Annotated in this window: 17 protein-coding genes; 6 read left to right on the plus strand and 11 right to left on the minus strand. The window is 53.3% G+C overall.

What is annotated here, in order from left to right; translation table 11 throughout:
* The first annotated feature begins 7 nt into the window (after positions 1-7).
* Together katB and AC3ISQ_RS20025 are read left to right on the plus strand one after the other, a co-directional pair.
* Positions 8-1,468, plus strand: coding sequence for a catalase KatB (katB, locus tag AC3ISQ_RS20020; RefSeq protein WP_489349324.1), 1,461 nt, complete (start codon positions 8-10; stop codon positions 1,466-1,468).
* Between the two features lie 62 nt (positions 1,469-1,530).
* Entirely contained in the window at positions 1,531-2,082 is a 552-nt protein-coding gene (locus AC3ISQ_RS20025) for an ankyrin repeat domain-containing protein (RefSeq protein WP_489349326.1), read from the plus strand.
* Between the two features lie 163 nt (positions 2,083-2,245).
* On the opposite strand, the gene tauD is transcribed toward AC3ISQ_RS20025, so the two are convergent.
* The 9 genes from tauD to AC3ISQ_RS20070 form a co-directional block, all read right to left on the minus strand.
* Positions 2,246-3,133: a taurine dioxygenase gene (tauD, locus tag AC3ISQ_RS20030; RefSeq protein ID WP_489349328.1), complete on the minus strand. Its 888-nt coding sequence runs from the start codon at positions 3,131-3,133 to the stop codon at positions 2,246-2,248.
* Positions 3,130-3,957: a taurine ABC transporter permease TauC gene (gene tauC, locus AC3ISQ_RS20035; RefSeq protein WP_489349329.1), complete on the minus strand. Its 828-nt coding sequence runs from the start codon at positions 3,955-3,957 to the stop codon at positions 3,130-3,132. Before tauC ends, tauD begins: the two co-directional genes overlap by 4 nt.
* On the minus strand, positions 3,954-4,721 hold the full coding sequence (gene tauB, locus AC3ISQ_RS20040) for a taurine ABC transporter ATP-binding subunit (RefSeq protein ID WP_489349331.1): 768 nt from the start codon (positions 4,719-4,721) through the stop codon (positions 3,954-3,956). Before tauB ends, tauC begins: the two co-directional genes overlap by 4 nt.
* 9 nt (positions 4,722-4,730) lie before the next feature.
* The gene (tauA, locus tag AC3ISQ_RS20045) at positions 4,731-5,726 is read right to left on the minus strand and encodes a taurine ABC transporter substrate-binding protein (protein WP_489349333.1); all 996 of its coding nucleotides are present in this window, start codon (positions 5,724-5,726) and stop codon (positions 4,731-4,733) included.
* A 93-nt stretch (positions 5,727-5,819) separates the two neighbouring features.
* A complete protein-coding gene (locus tag AC3ISQ_RS20050) occupies positions 5,820-6,947 on the minus strand; it encodes a Gfo/Idh/MocA family protein (RefSeq protein ID WP_489349335.1) in 1,128 nt (375 codons plus the stop codon).
* Positions 6,944-8,008, minus strand: a complete 1,065-nt coding sequence (locus AC3ISQ_RS20055) for a sugar phosphate isomerase/epimerase family protein (RefSeq protein ID WP_489349337.1) — start codon at positions 8,006-8,008, stop codon at positions 6,944-6,946. The genes AC3ISQ_RS20050 and AC3ISQ_RS20055 overlap by 4 nt, the downstream gene beginning before the upstream one ends.
* Entirely contained in the window at positions 8,005-9,087 is a 1,083-nt protein-coding gene (locus AC3ISQ_RS20060) for a Gfo/Idh/MocA family protein (protein WP_489349339.1), read from the minus strand. The genes AC3ISQ_RS20055 and AC3ISQ_RS20060 overlap by 4 nt, the downstream gene beginning before the upstream one ends.
* On the minus strand, positions 9,080-10,339 hold the full coding sequence (locus AC3ISQ_RS20065) for an MFS transporter (protein ID WP_489349340.1): 1,260 nt from the start codon (positions 10,337-10,339) through the stop codon (positions 9,080-9,082). The genes AC3ISQ_RS20060 and AC3ISQ_RS20065 overlap by 8 nt, the downstream gene beginning before the upstream one ends.
* A 31-nt stretch (positions 10,340-10,370) precedes the next feature.
* Positions 10,371-11,288: a GNAT family N-acetyltransferase gene (locus AC3ISQ_RS20070; RefSeq protein ID WP_489349342.1), complete on the minus strand. Its 918-nt coding sequence runs from the start codon at positions 11,286-11,288 to the stop codon at positions 10,371-10,373.
* A 242-nt stretch (positions 11,289-11,530) separates the two neighbouring features.
* Here AC3ISQ_RS20070 and AC3ISQ_RS20075 point away from each other — a divergent pair, with 242 nt between their 5' ends.
* Positions 11,531-12,511 (plus strand): LacI family DNA-binding transcriptional regulator, encoded by a 981-nt coding sequence (locus tag AC3ISQ_RS20075; RefSeq protein ID WP_489349344.1) that lies wholly within the window; start codon positions 11,531-11,533, stop codon positions 12,509-12,511.
* On the opposite strand, the gene AC3ISQ_RS20080 is transcribed toward AC3ISQ_RS20075, so the two are convergent.
* Both AC3ISQ_RS20080 and AC3ISQ_RS20085 read right to left on the minus strand, forming a co-directional pair.
* Positions 12,512-13,294 carry a PhzF family phenazine biosynthesis protein gene (locus AC3ISQ_RS20080; RefSeq protein ID WP_489349345.1) on the minus strand — a complete coding sequence of 261 codons (783 nt, stop codon included), beginning with the start codon at positions 13,292-13,294 and terminating at the stop codon, positions 12,512-12,514.
* Between the two features lie 6 nt (positions 13,295-13,300).
* Positions 13,301-13,903 carry a LysE family translocator gene (locus AC3ISQ_RS20085; protein ID WP_489349347.1) on the minus strand — a complete coding sequence of 201 codons (603 nt, stop codon included), beginning with the start codon at positions 13,901-13,903 and terminating at the stop codon, positions 13,301-13,303.
* Positions 13,904-14,000: 97 nt separating this feature from the next.
* Between AC3ISQ_RS20085 and AC3ISQ_RS20090 the strand changes: the two genes are divergently transcribed.
* The 3 genes from AC3ISQ_RS20090 to AC3ISQ_RS20100 all read left to right on the plus strand — a co-directional run bounded on the left by AC3ISQ_RS20090 (position 14,001) and on the right by AC3ISQ_RS20100 (position 16,159).
* A complete protein-coding gene (locus tag AC3ISQ_RS20090; RefSeq protein ID WP_489349349.1) occupies positions 14,001-14,981 on the plus strand; it encodes a hydrolase in 981 nt (326 codons plus the stop codon).
* Positions 14,978-15,211, plus strand: a complete 234-nt coding sequence (locus tag AC3ISQ_RS20095; RefSeq protein WP_489349351.1) for a YheU family protein — start codon at positions 14,978-14,980, stop codon at positions 15,209-15,211. The genes AC3ISQ_RS20090 and AC3ISQ_RS20095 overlap by 4 nt, the downstream gene beginning before the upstream one ends.
* A 78-nt stretch (positions 15,212-15,289) precedes the next feature.
* The gene (locus tag AC3ISQ_RS20100; RefSeq protein WP_489349353.1) at positions 15,290-16,159 is read left to right on the plus strand and encodes a phosphoribulokinase; all 870 of its coding nucleotides are present in this window, start codon (positions 15,290-15,292) and stop codon (positions 16,157-16,159) included.
* The last annotated feature ends 4 nt before the right edge of the window (positions 16,160-16,163 follow it).

Raw genomic sequence — 16,163 nt, forward strand, 5'->3', positions numbered from 1 at the left:
TCCAGTCATGGCAGAGACGCTAACGCGGGATAATGGCGCACCTGTAGGCGATAATCAGAACTCACAAACAGCAGGCGCTAATGGCCCGGTATTACTGCAAGATGTGCAACTTTTGCAAAAGCTGCAACGTTTTGATCGGGAGCGGATTCCAGAGCGCGTAGTCCATGCACGCGGAACCGGTGCTTTTGGTGTCTTCACCCCATCCGAAGATATTTCCGAACTCACCATCGCAGAAGTCTTTAAACCTGGAACGGAAACGCCAGTATTTGTGCGTTTCTCCAGCGTGGTACACGGGAATCACTCTCCAGAGACATTGCGTGATCCCCATGGTTTCGCCACCAAGTTTTATACCGTCCAAGGCAACTGGGATTTGGTAGGCAACAACTTTCCAACCTTCTTCATCCGCGATGCCATCAAGTTCCCGGATATGGTTCATGCGTTCAAGCCAGACCCACGAACCAACCTTGACGATGATTCACGTCGTTTCGATTTCTTCTCGCATGTCCCAGAAGCGACCAGAACACTGACGCTGTTATATTCCAACGAAGGAACTCCGGCGTCTTATCGCAATATGGATGGCAACGGCGTCCATGCGTATAAATTCGTCAATCAAAAAGGCGAAGTTCATTATGTGAAGTTCCACTGGAAAACATTACAAGGGATAAAAAATCTTGACCCTGAACAAGTTGAAAAAACTCAGGGCAAAGATTACAGCCATCTGACTAATGATTTGGTTTCAGCCATTAATCGCGGCGATTTCCCTAAATGGGATCTTTATATTCAGGTGTTAAAACCTGAAGATCTGAAAAAATTCGCTTTCGATCCTCTTGATGCCACCAAAATATGGCCTGACGTCCCTGAACGTAAAATTGGTCAGATGGTTCTGAACAAAAACCCCAATAATGTTTTCCAACAGACTGAACAAGTCGCCATGGCACCTTCGAATCTAGTGCCAGGCATTGAACCTTCTGAGGATAAATTGTTGCAAGGGCGTCTATTCGCTTATGCCGATACCCAAATGTACCGCATTGGTGCCAATGGTTTGAATTTACCCATCAACCAACCGCATGTGAAGGTCAATAACGGTAATCAAGACGGCAGTCTGAACACGGGTAATACCCAAGATAAAGGGGTTAATTACCAACCAAGCCGCCGTTATCCGCGTGAAGAGCTCACGTCCGCACGCTACAGCATGGCACCTCTTAACGGCACAACGGAGCAAAGTAAAATCCAGCGCGAGCAAAACTTCCTGCAGGCTGGGGAACTCTATCGCTCCTACAGTGAAAAAGAGAAGAATGATTTGGTCAATAGCCTAGGAACATCGCTGGCAACCACCGATACAGAAAGCAAAAACATCATGCTGTCTTATTTCTATAAAGCCGATAAAGATTACGGCACCCGCGTGACGGCTATCGCCAAAGGTGATCTTGCAGAGGTCAAGAAGTTGGCGGATGGTCTGAAAGACTAAATTAATCACTCTTAAACGACGGACTATTGAATAGTCCGTCGCTTTTATAAGCGATAAACATTATGAGAATCATAGTAATAACGGTCTTTTCAGTGGTTATCTCTCTACTTTCTTCACTCACGGCTCAAGCCGACAATAATGTCGATAACCAACAGCTCCAGACACAAATCAATCACTATCTTTGGGACGCAGCGAGAAGCGGTAATACACAAATAATCCAAACCTTGGTTGATGAGAAATACGATCTCAATGCAGCCGATGAAAAAGGATATACCGCCATTATCCTCGCCGCCTATCACGGTAATGATGAGATAGTGCAAATGCTACTCAACGCTGGCGCGGACCCGTGTAAGAAAGATAAATGGGGTAATAGTGCGTTAATGGGGGCGGTGTTCAAAGGCGAGATCAAGATTGCGCATCGCTTAATTAATGCCGAATGCAATCCTGATCAACGTAATAACGCCGGGCAAACAGCGGCTATGTACGCATCCCTATTCCAAAGACAGGAAATCTTGCAGATGTTGAAAGATAAAGGCGCTGATATCGATACCCGTGACAACGCAGGCAATAGCGCAGCGACGTTATCACGGGGGAATATCAACAGTATTCAGTAAGGTTTTACTTAGCCTCACGATATACTCGTCATACTTGAAGCTGCATCTACGTTGGCTGCGTTCACTCACCCGAATCACTTACTGGCGTAAGCTCATCGGGACTCACTCACTTGTCGCGTTACTCGGCTACGCCTCGCCCTGTTAGGGCCAGCGCAAGCGCTGTTCAAAAAGGCTGACGCCTTTTTGTGATGCAACTCCAATTATTTAGAGTATAAAACGGCTTATCTCCCAATATTGTCGCACGGTGCATAATGCGCCGCTGCGGCAGATAATCCGCATTGGCGTAATGTTGCGTCACGCGGTTATCCCAAATCGCAATATCGTTTTCCTGCCAGCGCCAACGCACCTGAAATTCCGGTTTTGTAATATGAGCAAATAGGAAGTTCAGCAGCGCTTCGCCCTCCTTCGGTGCCAGATCCACAATCCGCGTGGTAAATCCTTCGTTGACGAACAGCGCTTGCCTGCCACTGACTGGATGGGTGCGCACTACCGGATGTAACAACGGTGGGTTGCTTTGCACCGCCCGCTGCCAGCGCTGATGTTGTTCTTCGCTATCGCGATGCCGATATTCTGGGAAGGAGTTGGTGAAATCGTGTTCCGCCTGCAACCCAGCCAACAATTGTTTAAAGGGTACTGATAATGCCTCAAAAGCGGCAATCCCACTCGCCCACAGCGTATCACCACCGTTCGCAGGTAACTGTTTCGCTGCCAAAATCGCCCCCAACGGCGGATTCTCGATAAAGGTCACGTCAGTGTGCCAGTTGTCATTATCCGGCGGGTTATCGTCATGCGTATCCAACACGATGATTTCTTCAACGTCTGGCGCATGTGGGTATACCGGATGAATATGCAGATCGCCAAAGCGTCCAGCCAGCTCGCGTTGCTGCAACGGCGTGATCGGTTGATTGCGGAAAAACAGCACCTGATGTTTCAACAACGCATGATAAAGCTGTTCAAACTGGCTATCGCCCAACGGCCGCGACAGCACCACATTCTCGACTAACGCGCCAATGGCAGGTTCCAGCGGGGTGATGACCAAACGTTCGTTCAATGTTGTACTCCATGCCACGGGGTTAAACGGCGCTGTAAGGCTCGTAGCCCCAGCTCTAATGCACAGGCGATAATGGCAATGACGCTAATGCCGGCGAGTACCACATCGGTCGCCAAAAACTCACCGGCGGATTGCACCATAAAGCCCAAACCACGGGTGGCGGCGATCAACTCGGCCGCCACCAGCGTTGACCAGCCGACACCGAGCCCAATACGGATGCCGGTTAAAATCTCCGGTAACGCACTCGGTAAAACCACCCAACGTAATATCTGCCAACGGTCAGCCCCTAACGATTGCGCTGCTCGCACGCGTACCTGCGCCACACTGCGCACGCCAGCCACGGTTGAAAGTGCGACCGGTGCGAAGATTGCTAAATAAATCAGCAGGATTTTCGAGGTTTCACCAATACCGAACCAAATCACCATCAACGGTAAATAAGCCAGCGGCGGTATCGGGCGATAGATTTCTATCAGCGGATCGAGAATACCGCGCACCGTCTCGTTCAACCCCATCGCGATGCCGACAGGCACACCAATCACCACCGCCGCCAACAGTGCGAGCAAAATCCGCCCCAGACTGGCGGCCAGATGCTGCCACAGCGTGGCATCCATAAAGCCCTGCGGACTGGCGATCGTGACCAGTTGATGCAATACCTGCTGCGGAGCGGGCAAAAACAGTGGGCTAATCAGTTGTAGCGCCGTCACGCACCACCAAACCAGCAAGACTGCGAGCAACGTGGCACCGCTCAACCAGACGGTTCGTGGTAACGCGATACGGCGTACCACCGGCTGACCGACGGCTTTCAAGGTAGAATGCAGGCTCATAGCAACACCTCCCGCTGTTGGAAGACCTTGCCCAACACGTATTCGCGTTGCGCGATAAACTCAGGATCGGATTTAATCGCACGGCACGGTTCACCATCGGCATAGCGCTGCCCAAAGTTCAGCGGCAGCCGTTCAACCACCTGCCCCGGTCCCGGTGACAACAGCAGCAATTCACTCGCAAGAAATACCGCCTCTTCAATGTCATGAGTAATCAGCAATATCTGTTTGCCGGTATCACGCCAAATGGTCAGCAACAGCTCCTGCATTTGTTCACGGGTGAATGCGTCTAACGCGCCAAACGGCTCATCCAATAACAACAAACGCGGATCTGCCGCCAACGCTCGCGCAATACCCACTCGCTGCCGCATACCACCGGAAAGTTGCCAGATAAAATGATGCTCATACCCCTCCAAACCCACACGTTGTAACATCCGTTGCGCCACTTTGCGTCGTTGCGCTTTCTCCACGCCCGCCAACTGTAAACCGAACTCAACGTTATCCACCACGTTACGCCACGGCAGTAAACCTTCATGCTGGAACACCACGCCCCGCTCGGCTCCGGGGCCGTTAACGGGCACACCCTCTAACGTGATGCTGCCAGATGAAGGCTGAATAAACCCGGCAATAGAGTTCAATAAGGTGGTTTTACCGCAGCCCGATGGGCCGAGCACCACCACCAATTGCCCGGCGGCAATCTGGAACGAAACATCGCGCAGCGCCGCACGCCCCTGATAGTCGGCAAAAAGGTGATTAACGTTGAGCATCTCTCCCCCTTACGACTGCGGCGCAGCCTGAACCTGCTTCACAAAACGGTCGGTGACAAAGGCGCTGTAATCTCTGTCCACCTGCGGGATCTTGCCCTGCTGTTTGAGGAACTCGGCGGTATCTTGAATGGCTTTATCCACTGGTTGCCCCAACTGGGTAATTTGATCCGCCACCGGCAAGTAGCGGTTGCCTTTTACCAGTTCCGGCACCTGTTCTTCCGGCACGCCGCTCAGTCGCGCCAAGGTGCTCAGATATTTTTTATCCTTTAGCCATTGCTCAGGCTGTGTCAGATACGCTTTTTGCGCCGCAAGAGTGGTCGCCGCAAACGCCGTCACTACCTCAGGATGCTGCTCGGCGAAATCTTTACGCACGACCCACACGTCCAGCGTTGGCGAACCCCATTGCCCGACCTGTTCTGAGTCGGTCAGCACCTTGCCCTGCTTCGCCAATTCATTGACCACCGGAGCCCAAACGTAAGCGCCATCAATGTCACCACGTTGCCAAGCGGCGGCAATCGCCGGAGGTTGCAGGTTGAGGATTTTCACTTGTTCAGGTTTAATGCCCCAATGCTTCAGCGCCGCCAGCAAGCTGTAATGAGTGGTTGAAATAAACGGCACTGCGATGCGTTTGCCAATCAGATCTTGCGGTGTTTTGATTTCGTTTTTTACCACCAACGCTTCGGAACTGCCGAGCTGCGAGGCGATCAAGAAAACTTCAATGGGGAGTTTTTGGCTGGCTGCGACCGCTAACGGACTAGAGCCGATATTACCGATCTGCACATCACCAGATGCCAAGGCGCGTAATACGCTGGAGCCGCTATCGAATTTACGCCAATCGACGTTAGCACCCGATTGCTTGGCAAAACTGTTTTCTGCCTGCGCCACCTTGGCCGGCTCGGCCGAGGTTTGATAGGCCACGGTGACATCCACCGCTTGAACACTGGCCGCAGAGAGTGCCGCAACCAGCAGCGCCACACTGCGTAATGAGAAAAGTTTGCCCGCCATAATTCGCCCCGTTGATAAAAGTCTGTTTCGTTACCGACAGTTTTATCTGAGCAGTGACGAGCAATAAAAGAATAAAAAAATATTCTTTATTACTTATGGAGCTATAAGTTCAAGCCATTGACCGCCAGCGGCGCTGCTGCGCAGGGCGGTTTCGATAAATGCCATTCCTTGCACACCGGTTTCTATCCCCGGTAGCAAGGGTGCGGCACCGGGGCCATGACGCAGGCATTGCGCCGCTTCGCGATAAATTTGCCCAAACCCTTCCAAATATCCTTCAGGGTGCCCCGCTGGCACTCGCACCAACGCCCGACTTTCCGCCGATTGAGCCGCCGCACCGCGAGTAATGCAAAACGCTGACCTATCCCGTGGACGCATCCACAGTTGGTTGGGGTTTTCTTGGTTAAACTCCAAACTTCCTTCGCTGCCGTAAATGCGCAGTCGCAATCCATTCTCGTGACCACAGGCGACCTGGCTCGCCCACAGCCGACCACGTGCGCCGTTGGCATAACGCATTTGCACTCGGACATCATCGTCCAACTGGCGACCAGCGATAAAACGGTTCAACTCAGCGCTGATAGCCTGCGGCAGTTGACCGCTAACAAACTGCGCCAGTTGCCAAGCGTGGGTGCCAACGTCACCGATGCAGCCAGCACCCGCTTTCTGCGGATCGGATCGCCAACTGGCCTGCTTGTTGTCGGTTCGTTCCAACGGCTGCGCCAACCACTCTTGCAAATATTCCACCTCGACAAAGCGCAACTCCCCCAGCTCCCCGGCCAATACCCGGCTGCGTGCTTCGCGAATCAGCGGATAAGCACTGTAGTTATGAGTCAGAATCAGTTGTCGCCCGCTGCGCCGCACCGTTTCCGCCAGTTGCAGTGCCTCGGCGTAGCTGTTGCATAGCGGTTTGTCGCAAATGACATCAATACCTGCATTAAGGAAAGCCGTCGCCACTGGCGCATGCAGATAATTGGGGGTGACGATCGCCACCGCGTTAATACCATCGTCACGTGCGGCCTCCGCCTGCGCCATCTGCTGGAAATCGCGATAACAACGTTGCGGTTCTAAATGCAGCAGTGCGCCAGTACGCTGGCAATTGTCCCAGTCAGACGAAAACGCCCCAGCCACCAGCGTGAATTCATCATCCATTCGCGCGGCCAGACGGTGAACCGCACCGATAAATGCCCCCTCCCCTCCGCCTACCATACCTAAACGTAATCTCATGCCTTGCCCTCCAGCCCGAGCATTTTTCTAACTTGCGAGCGATTACTACTGCCCGCGGCGAAATCATCAAACGCCCGTTCGGCAACGGGAATAATATGGCGGGCGATAAATGCCGCCCCTTCACGCGCCCCTGCTTCCGGTGATTTCAGGCAACACTCCCACTCCAAGGTCGCCGTACCGGGAAAATCGTACTGCGCCAACTTACTGAAAATGGCGGCGAAATCAATTTGACCATCTCCCAGTGAACGAAAACGTCCCGGTCGCTCCAACCACGGTTGATAACCGCCGTACACGCCGCTACGAGCGCTCGATCGGTATTCAGCATCTTTAACGTGAAATGCCCGGATACGTTGATGATAAACATCAATAAACCCGAGATAATCCATTTGCTGTAGGTGCAAATGGCTCGGATCGTAAAGAATATGGCAACGAGGATGATTGCCGACCTGTCGCAAAAAACGCTCGAAAGTGACGCCATCGTGCAGATCTTCCCCCGGATGCAGCTCGTAACACAGGTCAACACCCGCATCGTCAAATGCATCCAGAATCGGTCGCCAACGCTGCGCCAACTGGCTGAAGGCCTCTTCCAATAACAACGCATTATGCGGCGGCCACGGATAGAAGTACGGCCAAGCTAACGCGCCAGAAAACGTCACGTGCGCGGTTAAACCCAAACGTTGCGAAGCCTGCGCCGCTAACAACAACTGCTCGCTGGCCCATGCCTGCCGAGCCGTCGGATTACCACGCAATGCTTCTGGAGCGAAACCGTCGAATGCCAAGTCATAAGCCGGATGCACCGCCACCAATTGCCCTTGCAGATGAGTGGACAGCTCACTAATGCTAATTCCGTACTGCGCCAAGCGCTCACGCACCTCATCACAGTAATCCTGACTGGCTGCCGCCCGCGCTAGATCGAAAATAGCCGGATCGTTAGTTGGGATCTGCACACTGCAAAAACCCAGACCCGCCGCCCATTGTGCTAATCCGTCCAACGAATTAAACGGCGCTTGTGAACCGATAAACTGCGCCAGAAACAATCCCGGCCCCTTGATAGTTTTCATACTTCTCTCCCTAAGTTCACCGTGGTCTGGCTACGCACCGCCTGATCTGCCGCCAGCACCACACGCAGACTGTTAATCGCATCGCGCCAATGGTCATTGAGATCGGTTCCTTGCTGGATCGCCTGTAAGAAAAATTGCTGTTCGCTGCGGCACAGCGCCAGATGATCAGGTTCACCCTGACAATCAATCCATTCATCCGCTTGAGTAAACTGGTTATTGGCATCGAGCGACGCGTGATGCACTCGCAGCGATTCGGTACGAGTGTGCGCGTCAACGTTATCGGATTCTCCAGTGGCGGCAGCCTGTCGCGCCACAATCGACACCGAACCGTTGGGGCCAATAACGTCTTTCACAAAGAATGCCGTTTCGCTGATCATCGGCCCCCAACCTGCCTCGTACCAGCCAACCGAACCGTCGGCAAAACGCACCTGCAATTGACCGTAGTTGTACATCTCCACTGGCAGTTCATCGCTAAGCCGCGCTCCGATGGCACTGACACTAATCGGCTCCGATTGGGTCATTTGGCACATCACGTCGAGGTAATGCACACCACAATCCACGATCGGCGATAACGACTGCATCAAGTTGCGATGCACATTCCACATTTGGCCATGGCTTTGCTGATTGAGGTTCATGCGCATCACCAGTGGTTTACCCAAACCACGTGCCAGCGTGACAAACCGCTGCCACGAAGGGTGATGACGCAAAATGTAGCCCACCACCACCTGCCGTTTGGCGGTGCGCGCGGCGGCGATCACCCGTTCAGCCCCTTCTACGCGGGTCGCCAAGGGTTTCTCAATAAACAGGTGACAACCCGCCGCCAGCGCTTGCAAGGCGTAAGCTTCGTGGGTGTCGGGATAGGTCGTCAGGCAGACCGCATCCGGTCTTGTTTGCGCTAACGCATCGGTGAAGTCATTGAATAACGCGTAGCCGCCACCTAACCGTTGATTGAGCGCGTGACGCGAATCACCACGCGCCACCAATCCACAAATCGTCACACCATCCATCTCGTGATACGCCGCAGCGTGCGAAGCGCCCATGTTGCCGCACCCCACCACCAATACACGCAAATCAGCCATCTTTTTTCTCTCCTTCCGGCGTTTCGCGGTAGTTGAAAGTGAAGAAGAACAGTGCCGCAATCAGCAACGCACCAATAGCCGGATACCACCAGAAACTTTGCCACTGTGGCAGTGCCGCTGCGCCCTCCGCGGTGACCATACGATTGAATAGCGCACCGCTGATTTGCGAACCGATTAACATGCCAAGGCCATAGGTGAACAGCACCAGCAGACTTTGCGCCTGACCTTTCACCTTCTCACCCGCGACTTTGTCGGTGTAGATAAAACCGATTACGAAGAAGAAGTCGTAACACATGCCGTGCAGGATAATGCCGAGGTAAATCATCCAGCGCAGTTCTTCAGTGATACCGAGTGCGAACATCACATAACGCAGACACCATGACAGCATGCCGATCAGCAGCATGATCTTGATACCCAACCGAACAAACAGGAACGGGATCAACAGCATGAAGAACAGTTCGGACATCTGCCCCAGCGACATCACGCCACCAACGTTAGTGAAACCGGTAGCCGCCACGAACGGGGCCGCGTAGGCGTAATAAGCGGCCAGTGGGATAGAGATCAGCGTGGCGCAGATGATAAAGATCAGGAAATGCCGCTGTTTGAGCATCGCGAACGCGTCAGCACACAATAGATCGCGCATCTTCACCGGTTTACCACGCTCCGGTGCCGGAGTATGCGGCAAAGTGAAGCTGTAAATCGCTAATACCAACGAGGCGATTGCCGCCAGCGTGAAAATGCCAGTGCTGTCAGATAACCCCGTTGCGCCCACGATGAGCCCAGCGACAATCCACCCCAAGGTGCCAAACGCTCGCACCACCGGGAACGCTTTTTCGCTGTTGCTAAGGCTGTAGAACGCCACGTTATTGCTGAGCGCGATAGTCGGCATGTAACACAGCATATAACCGAAGATCACCCACAACAGGCCGCTTTGTTGGTCGGCGAAAAAGCCCGGCATCCACCACAGCAGCGCCGCGCCCACCAAATGCAGCAGACCAAGCACCTTCTGCGAGGCGAAGAAACGATCCACCACCATACCCAGCACAAACGGCGACAGGATCGAGGCAATCGGCCCGGTGGAATAGGCATCGCCGATAATCGCCGCCATGCCGTATTTGCCCATCACCACGCCAAGGGTGACGTACCACGCCCCCCAGACGAAGAATTGCAAAAACATCATCAGTGCCAATCGCGGCACTACCCATTTGAAGGTGACACTTTTGGCCCCTAAGGCCACGCTGTCAGTTTGCATAATTCCCCCATCGGTATTTGTTTTGTTGTGTTTAACCGCTTTCCGGCAGAAAGGACGGCATCACCACACCGCCGGGTTGTTGCGCATGGCCTTTCACCTGCGCTAAATGTAATTCGCAAATCCGCCCGCCCCAGCGCAACAATACTTGGCTGAGCGCCGATCGCTGCGCTGGCACTAACACCACTGGCGTACAGCCGCGATGGTGGCTGTCGAGCATCCAACTGAGTAGATCCAGCGCGATTTCCTCACTGTGGCTGCACCCCGGCCCCAACATCCGCGAAGCCGGATGCGCGACCGACGCCAAATAACCGCCGATGCCGCCGTCCAGTTCCCAGACTACGGTTCGCCAATAACCACTTTGATCGTTAAGGAAAAATTCGATATCGCGCCGCCGAGCAATGCCCAACAGTTCATATTCCAATTGCAGAATGCCGGGCAAATCCGCTGGCTGCGCCTGACGAACCCGGCCACGCGTTAAGCGCGGAAAGGTGAATCCCTGTTGTGGCACCGTAATCGCCATATCTTGATAAACTGCATAGGGTGCAAAACCGGCGCGGTGATAGAGCGCATAGGAATCTAGATTGAGCGCGCTGGAGAGCAACCGTTGCGGCAGTGCCCCTGCCAGTTCATCGGCTTTGGTCAGCAACTGCGCCGCGATGCCACGGCCAAAATAGTCTGGGTGGACATTCATAATGCCCAGCCCTAAGTGAGTTTCGCGTGGGTGGAAGAAGCAGGAACCACACAGCACGCCCTGTTCATCGCGAGCAATCCAGTGGTGACCCGCATCTAGCTGCTGGTAAACATCAACAAACAGCCCGCAACTTTCCGCCTCATCGGGGAAAATCGCCGCCATACCATGCCGCTGATACCAAACATTGGTTGAGCTGTGAATCAGTTGAGCGATCGCCGCACGGTCGTCCGTCGTCGCCAGTTGTAATTGAATCTGCATCCTTCACCTCGATACCGTCAGGAACCGGGCGGAATACAACGAAATCGTCAAATGAAATCGATTTCATTTCTGCCATGAACAAAATGTAATCGATTTCTTTTTTTCGGCAACCTGATTAATGTAGTAATTCTTATTCAGTGGCTGAATTTGTAATCCACATCACAAAGCCATTGAGCCATTCAGCTTTTTGCACTCGTTGCCGCATACTGAGCCGGGCCAATAAGCAGAAGGAACAGCAAATCATGTCGATCGAAAAAGTGGCGAAAATCGCCGGAGTGTCACCTGCCACGGTATCGCGCGTACTTAACGGCCAGCAGATCGTTAAGCCTGCAACACGCGATAAAGTACTGGCAGCGATCCGCGAATGTGATTATCAGCCCAATCTGTTGGCGCGCCAGTTGCGCACTTCACGCAGCCGTATGCTGTTAGTGCTGGTTTCTAACATCACCAACCCCTTCTGCTCATTGGTGGTTCGCGGTATTGAGGAAGAAGCCGAGCGCCACGGCTACCATATTTTGCTGTGTAATTCTGAATCCAACCCGACGCGTGAATCCGCCTATCTCAAGCTACTGAGCGGCAAAGTGGTCGATGGGGTGATCACTATGGATGCGGTCAGTTGCCTACCGGGTTTGACGGCAATGATCGGCGATTTCCCTTGGGTGCAATGCGGTGAAGGCGATCCTGAATTTCGCGCCTCGTCGGTCACTATTGATAACCAGCAAGCGGCAATGGCGGGTGTGCAACATCTGGCGAGCAAGGGCCGTCAGCGTATCGCCTTGATTAATAGTGATATGCGCTATCTCTACTCGCAGCAGCGTGAACAAGGGTATCGTCGGGCGCTAGCGGAGCTTGGATTGACCTATTGCCGCGTCGAGTATGTAGAAGGGTTGGATTATGCCGCTGGGGCACAGGCAATGGATCGTCTGCTGGCTGACGCGCAGCCGCCAGACGCGATATTCGCTATTTCCGACGTGATTGCTGGTGGCGCGATGAGCACCTTGCATCAACGCGGGTTGCGCATCCCGCAAGACATGGCGGTGATCGGTTTCGATGGCGTGCCGTTTGGCACCGTCACCACCCCACCGCTTTCGACTATCGAGCAGCCAATGCATCAGTTCGGTGTACGCAGCGTGCAATTGTTGCTAGCAAAAATCCAAGATCCTCAGTTACCGCCCAGCAACGAAGTGCTGGACTGGCAATTAGTAGAACGCAGTACTACCTGATTAACCGGTGATTTGTCCGCGTAAAAACACTGAGGCATAACCGCCGAGCAGTGTGCGCTCGCCTTGCGACTCACAAAACAGCTCGCCACCGCGTGGAGAAATTTGCCGAGCGAGCAACGCTTGCCGACCTAATCTTTCCGTCCAGTAAGGCATCAACGTGCAGTGTGCCGACCCCGTAACCGGATCTTCACCGCCATCTAAAGTGAAATAACGCGAGACGAAATCCACTGTATCACCTGGAGCCGTTGCGATCACCGCCCGTCCGGTCATGGCAATCAGAGCAGGAATATGGGGTTGTAGCGCACGCACCTGCGCTTCACTTTCCAATACCACCAGCAACGCCTTAGCCTGCCACACCGTTAACGGCTGTGCGCCAAGCAACTCAGCCAACTGTGTTGGCTCGCTAACCTGTTGCGCGGGGCGTGATGGGAAATCGAGGATTAACCGCCCATCGTGCTGCTTATCGCGTTTGACCAGCAACTCACCGCTAGCGGATTGGAAACGCAGCTCCGTCAGAGCCGGATTCACTTCCTTAAACACTACATGCGCCGCCGCCAGCGTACCGTGGCCGCACAGATCGACCTCACGATGCGGGGTAAACCAACGCAGGTGATAACTCCCTTTGGCCTGCCAAACAAAACTGGTTTCCGGCAGGTTCAGCTCATTGGCGATGGTCTGCATCTCCTGCGCACTCGCCGCCTGACTCAGCAAATAAACGCCGGCGGGATTACCGCGCAAACCTTCGCCGACAAAAGCGTCGACGTGGAAGTAGTTATTCATCATTCATTCCTAATGCCAAATCAATAGAACGCAAGCCGCCGTCAGCAACCCCATGGAAACGTTAAAAATAACCCAGGCTTTCTTACTACTTAGCAAATGACCGATCACCGTGCCAAAACCCAGCCAAATCACACCGGCCACAATATTAACGATGAAAATACCCACGGCGATCGCCACAATCGAATGATTGTATTGCGCCCCTGACAAGCTGAAACTCGCTACCGCGCCTAACGCCATTAACCAAGCCTTAGGGTTTAAAAACTGCAATAACCAGCCCTGATACAAACGGATCGGTTTCGGTGGTGCCACATCAGTTTCCAGCTTTTCGTAAGTCGCAGTCGCCACTTTCCACGCCAGCCAGAGCAAATACACACTACCGAGGATCTTCAGAATAAGATGCAACGCAGGATAAACCAGAATCAGACTACCGACGCCAAACGCCACCAGCAGCAAAATACTCTGCATTCCGAGCATGATGCCAATCATCAGCCACAGCGAACGAGTGAATCCAAAATTGGCCCCAGAGGTCGTCAGCAACATATTGTTCGGGCCCGGCGTGATGGCGGCTACCCACAGGAAACCTAACAGCGATAAAAATAAACTCAGTTCCATGAGATGGATGCTCCTCACCCTAATGATTTTTGCAGTATGATTATTAGCGAAGCTAACAGTGCCGAATCGATCCCACAATAAGATTTTCATTCACCCTATGCATGAAACATTTCGCCCCTTGAGTGGTGCCAGTAATCCACATTTGCAAACCTTGCTACCTCGGCTGGTGCGCCGCCGTGTGTCGCTAAAACCCCATTGGCAACGCTTGGAATTACCAGACGGTGACTTTGTCGATCTCGCTTGGACAGAAGATCCGCAGCAAGCTCGCCACAAGCCACGCGTGGTGCTGTTCCACGGTTTGGAAGGCAGTTTTTACAGCCCTTATGCTCACGGTTTACTGAACGCTTGGCGCGAACAGGGTTGGCTCGGCGTGGTGATGCATTTTCGTGGTTGCAGCGGCGTGCCCAATCGTAAACAACGTATCTATCACTCCGGTGAAACCGAAGATGCACGCTTCTTCCTGAAATGGTTGCGTGAGCAGTTTGGCGAAGTGCCAACCGCTGCGGTGGGCGTTTCCCTCGGCGGAAATATGCTGGCTTGTTATTTAGCACAGCAAGGCGACGATAGCCTGTTACAAGCAGCGGTGATCGTCTCTGCTCCGCTGATGCTGGAAGCCTGTTCATATCGCATTGAGAACGGTTTTTCCCGCGTCTATCAGCGTTATCTACTGGAGCAACTAAAGCAGAACGCTATCCGCAAGATCCTACATCATCCCGATAGTTTGCCGCTTAAACTGTCACAAGTGTTGGAATTACGCCGCTTGCGTGATTTTGACGACGTGATTACCGCACGCATTCATGGCTTCAGTGACGCCACGGATTACTATCGCCGTTGCAGCGCTTTGCCGCTGTTACCGAAGATCCAGACGCCAACGTTGATCATCCATGCCAAGGACGATCCTTTCATGACCGATGAAGTGATCCCGCAAGCCACTAACCTGCCGCAGAATATCGAATATCAGCTTACCGAATTTGGCGGCCATGTCGGCTTTGTCGGCGGAAGCTTGAAAAAACCGCACATGTGGTTGGAATACCGTATTCCATCCTGGCTAGCCCCTTATCTGGAACCTAAGACGTGATTATCCCTTGGAAAGAGTTGGAAACTGAGACGCTCAATAGCCTGATCGAATCCTTTGTACTGCGCGAAGGCACCGACTACGGTGAGCATGAACGCTCGTTGGAACAGAAGGTGGACGACGTGCGCCGCCAACTACAAAGTGGCGAAGTGGTACTCATTTGGTCAGAACTGCATGAGACGGTGAATATCATGCCGCGCGGACAGTTTCGAGCAGGGCAGGAAGAGATTTAATTAATAACAGCACTAGGATGGTTCGGAAAAATCGGGTAACAATGCAGTATTGTCACCTTAGATGGAGCAAGCCTTGCCATGTCAGCCAAACATCCGATTATTGCCGTGACCGGTTCCAGCGGAGCGGGTACCACCACCACTAGCCTGGCATTCCGCAAAATCTTCCAGCAATTGAATATGCGGGCTGCCCAGTTGGAAGGCGACAGTTTCCATCGCTACACCCGACCAGAAATGGACTCCGCGATCCGTAAAGCCCGCGATATGGGTAGACATATCAGCTACTTCGGCCCCGAAGCTAACGATTTCGGCCTGCTGGAACAAAGCTTTATCGAATACGGCAGCACTGGCAAAGGGCGTTCGCGCAAATATCTCCACACCTACGATGAAGCGGTACCTTACGATCAAGTACCAGGCACCTTTACCCCGTGGGAACCACTGCCAGAGCCGACAGACGTGTTGTTTTATGAAGGACTGCACGGCGGCGTCGTCACTGATCATCATGACGTAGCAAAACACGTCGATCTGTTGGTAGGTGTGGTGCCGATCGTCAACTTGGAGTGGATACAGAAGCTGGTTCGCGATACCGGCGAGCGCGGTCACTCCCGCGAAGCGGTGATGGATTCAGTAGTGCGTTCGATGGAAGACTATATCAGTTACATCACACCGCAATTCTCACGCACCCATATCAACTTCCAGCGCGTACCGACGGTGGATACTTCCAATCCGTTCGCCGCCAAAGCGATCCCATCGCTAGATGAAAGCTTTGTGGTGATCCACTTCCGTGGTCTGGATCAGATCGATTTCCCTTATCTGCTCGCGATGCTGCAAGGTTCGTTCATTTCTCATATCAACACGTTGGTGGTGCCGGGTGGCAAGATGGGGCTGGCGATGGAGCTGATTATGGCGCCGCTGGTGCAGCGCCTGTTGGAAGGGAAAAAGATCGAGTAAAGCG

Source organism: Serratia sp. KH_031, from assembly GCF_057839655.1.

Bases quoted from the DNA above. Each gene is read 5' to 3' on its own strand.
- AC3ISQ_RS20075 (WP_489349344.1), top strand. From the start codon at position 11,531: ATGTCGATCGAAAAAGTGGCGAAAATCGCCGGAGTGTCACCTGCCACG.
- tauC (WP_489349329.1), bottom strand. From the start codon at position 3,957: ATGAGCCTGCATTCTACCTTGAAAGCCGTCGGTCAGCCGGTGGTACGC.
- AC3ISQ_RS20060 (WP_489349339.1), bottom strand. From the start codon at position 9,087: ATGGCTGATTTGCGTGTATTGGTGGTGGGGTGCGGCAACATGGGCGCT.
- AC3ISQ_RS20085 (WP_489349347.1), bottom strand. From the start codon at position 13,903: ATGGAACTGAGTTTATTTTTATCGCTGTTAGGTTTCCTGTGGGTAGCC.
- tauB (WP_489349331.1), bottom strand. From the start codon at position 4,721: ATGCTCAACGTTAATCACCTTTTTGCCGACTATCAGGGGCGTGCGGCG.
- AC3ISQ_RS20100 (WP_489349353.1), top strand. From the start codon at position 15,290: ATGTCAGCCAAACATCCGATTATTGCCGTGACCGGTTCCAGCGGAGCG.
- AC3ISQ_RS20025 (WP_489349326.1), top strand. From the start codon at position 1,531: ATGAGAATCATAGTAATAACGGTCTTTTCAGTGGTTATCTCTCTACTT.
- AC3ISQ_RS20070 (WP_489349342.1), bottom strand. From the start codon at position 11,288: ATGCAGATTCAATTACAACTGGCGACGACGGACGACCGTGCGGCGATC.
- AC3ISQ_RS20065 (WP_489349340.1), bottom strand. From the start codon at position 10,339: ATGCAAACTGACAGCGTGGCCTTAGGGGCCAAAAGTGTCACCTTCAAA.
- tauA (WP_489349333.1), bottom strand. From the start codon at position 5,726: ATGGCGGGCAAACTTTTCTCATTACGCAGTGTGGCGCTGCTGGTTGCG.
- AC3ISQ_RS20080 (WP_489349345.1), bottom strand. From the start codon at position 13,294: ATGATGAATAACTACTTCCACGTCGACGCTTTTGTCGGCGAAGGTTTG.
- AC3ISQ_RS20090 (WP_489349349.1), top strand. From the start codon at position 14,001: ATGCATGAAACATTTCGCCCCTTGAGTGGTGCCAGTAATCCACATTTG.
- AC3ISQ_RS20055 (WP_489349337.1), bottom strand. From the start codon at position 8,008: ATGAAAACTATCAAGGGGCCGGGATTGTTTCTGGCGCAGTTTATCGGT.
- AC3ISQ_RS20050 (WP_489349335.1), bottom strand. From the start codon at position 6,947: ATGAGATTACGTTTAGGTATGGTAGGCGGAGGGGAGGGGGCATTTATC.
- katB (WP_489349324.1), top strand. From the start codon at position 8: ATGGCAGAGACGCTAACGCGGGATAATGGCGCACCTGTAGGCGATAAT.